At 71.3% G+C, this 1,909-nt stretch carries 3 protein-coding genes; 1 reads left to right on the top strand and 2 read right to left on the bottom strand.

Annotated elements, in window-relative coordinates; all coding sequences use genetic code 11:
• Positions 1–29: 29 nt before the first annotated feature.
• Entirely contained in the window at positions 30–614 is a 585-nt protein-coding gene (locus tag CCN56_RS39385; RefSeq protein ID WP_086832400.1) for a flavodoxin family protein, read from the bottom strand.
• Positions 615–737: 123 nt separating this feature from the next.
• On the opposite strand from CCN56_RS39385, the gene CCN56_RS39380 reads away from it, so the two are divergent.
• A complete protein-coding gene (locus CCN56_RS39380) occupies positions 738–1,124 on the top strand; it encodes a helix-turn-helix domain-containing protein (protein ID WP_086832399.1) in 387 nt (128 codons plus the stop codon).
• Positions 1,125–1,128: 4 nt separating this feature from the next.
• Here the strand turns inward: CCN56_RS39380 and mutM are convergent.
• Positions 1,129–1,909 (bottom strand): bifunctional DNA-formamidopyrimidine glycosylase/DNA-(apurinic or apyrimidinic site) lyase (gene mutM, locus CCN56_RS39375; RefSeq protein ID WP_107484309.1); only part of this gene is annotated, 781 nt, incomplete at its 5' end.

Below are 1,909 nucleotides of genomic sequence, written 5' to 3'. Positions count from 1 at the left end.
CTTCGCGTACGGGACGGACCGCGTGGGCGTCAGACGGCGGCCTTGCCGGCCGCGAAGGTGCGGGCCGTGAGGGCGACGCGGCGGCCGAGGTGCTCGGCGGTGGCGACGTCGGCCTTGTGGACGCCCTCGGGGCCCAGGTCGGTGTGGGTCTGGGCGCCGGCGCCGGAGAAGAAGCCGAGGCGGTTGAGGTCGTTCTCGGAGGCCTCGCTGCTGTTCCAGCCGGGCTTGAGGCCCAGGTTGACCCAGGTCATGCCGTGCTGGCCGGCCAGGGTCTGGAAGAACTGCAGGGTGTGCCCCTTGTCTCCGCTCTTGGAACCGGAGTTGGTGAAGCCGGCGGCCAGCTTGTCCAGCCAGGCGTCGGTGAACCAGCGCTTGGAGCTGGCCTCGGCGAACTGGTGGAAGGCGCCGGAGGCGGTGCCCATGTAGGTCGGGGAGCCGAAGACGATCGCGTCGGAGGCGTCGAGCAGCTCCCACTCGGCGTCGGTGATCTCGTCGACCTTGACCAGGTGGACGGTGGCGCCCGCGTCGGCGGCGCCGTCACGGACGGCCTCGGCCAGGACCGCGGTGTGGCCGTAGCCGGAGTGGTAGGCGATGGAGACGACGGGGGTGGTCACAAAAAGCTCCTCGAAGAGGCGTTCGGGGTGATGACCAGAAGTAGAGCACTAACTTTTGGAAAGCGCAAGCTTCTGGGTTGCGCCCTCATGGCAGTAAGCGCTGCGCGGGAGTACGGTGGGGGCATGACTGACGACCTCGCCTACGACGTGTTCGCGCGCGCCTGCCCCTCGCGCGGCACGCTGGAGCACGTGACGGGCCGCTGGGGCAGCCTGACCCTGGGCGCCCTGCACGAAGGGACGTTCCGCTTCAACGAGCTGCGGCGCCGGGTCGACGGCGTGAGCGAGAAGATGCTGTCGCAGACCCTGCACGCCCTGGAGCGCGACGGTCTCGTCCACCGCGAGGCGCAGCCCACGAACCCGCCGCGGGTCGACTACCGGCTCACCCCGCTCGGCCGCGAGATCGCGGAGCGGCTGATCGGCCTGATCGAGCTGGTGGAGGGGCGGATGCCCCAGGTCGAGGCGGCGCGCGAGAGGTACGACTCCGAGCGCGCGGCCCCCGTCACGAGCTGACCGCTCAGGCGCTCGTGCGCGGCGGGCGCTGGCAGCGCGGGCAGAAGTAGCTGGACCGGTTCATCCAGGCCCGTCGCCGCATCGGCGTACCGCAGCGGCGGCAGGGCTCGTCCTCACGTCCGTACGCGTCGAGCGAGCGGTCGAAGTAGCCGGACTCGCCGTTGACGTTCACGTACAGGCTGTCGAAGCTGGTGCCGCCGGCGTCGAGCGCCGCGTTCATCACGTCCCGCACGTGGCCGAGCAGCTCGGCCGAGCGCGGGCGGGTCAGGGTGGCCGTCGGGCGGTCGTAGTGCAGCTTCGAGCGCCAGAGCGCCTCGTCCGCGTAGATGTTGCCGACGCCGCTGATCAGCGACTGGTCGAGCAGCGCCCGCTTCACGGTGGTACGGCGCAGCCGCAGCGCGCTCTGGAAGGCGGCGTCGTCGAACTCCGGGTCCAGCGGATCGCGGGCGATGTGCGCGATGACGTCCGGGAGCCCGTCGGGTGTCTGTTCGTGGAGCGAGAGGCCGCCGAAGGTGCGCTGGTCGACGAAGCGGAGCTCGGTGCCGGTGGCATCGTCGAAGCGGACGCGGATGCGGAGGTGCTTCTCGTCCGGGGCGTCCTCCGGCTGGACGAGGAGCTGGCCGCTCATGCCGAGGTGTCCCAGGACGGAGGTCCCGGTCTCCGCGAGCGGCAGCCACAGGTACTTGCCGCGCCGCCGCGCGACCTCGAAGCGCTGCCCCTTCAACCGGGCCGTACGACGCCATCCGGCGGGCGGCGAGGACTTCGCGGCCCGGTTGAAGGGGCAG

The sequence above is a fragment of the Streptomyces sp. NRRL B-24572 genome (genome assembly GCF_002156145.1).
GTDB lineage: Bacteria > Actinomycetota > Actinomycetes > Streptomycetales > Streptomycetaceae > Streptomyces > Streptomyces vietnamensis.
This window is presented reverse-complemented; position numbering and strand designations above follow the sequence as displayed.

Bases quoted from the DNA above. Each gene is read 5' to 3' on its own strand.
- CCN56_RS39380 (WP_086832399.1), top strand. From the start codon at position 738: ATGACTGACGACCTCGCCTACGACGTGTTCGCGCGCGCCTGCCCCTCG.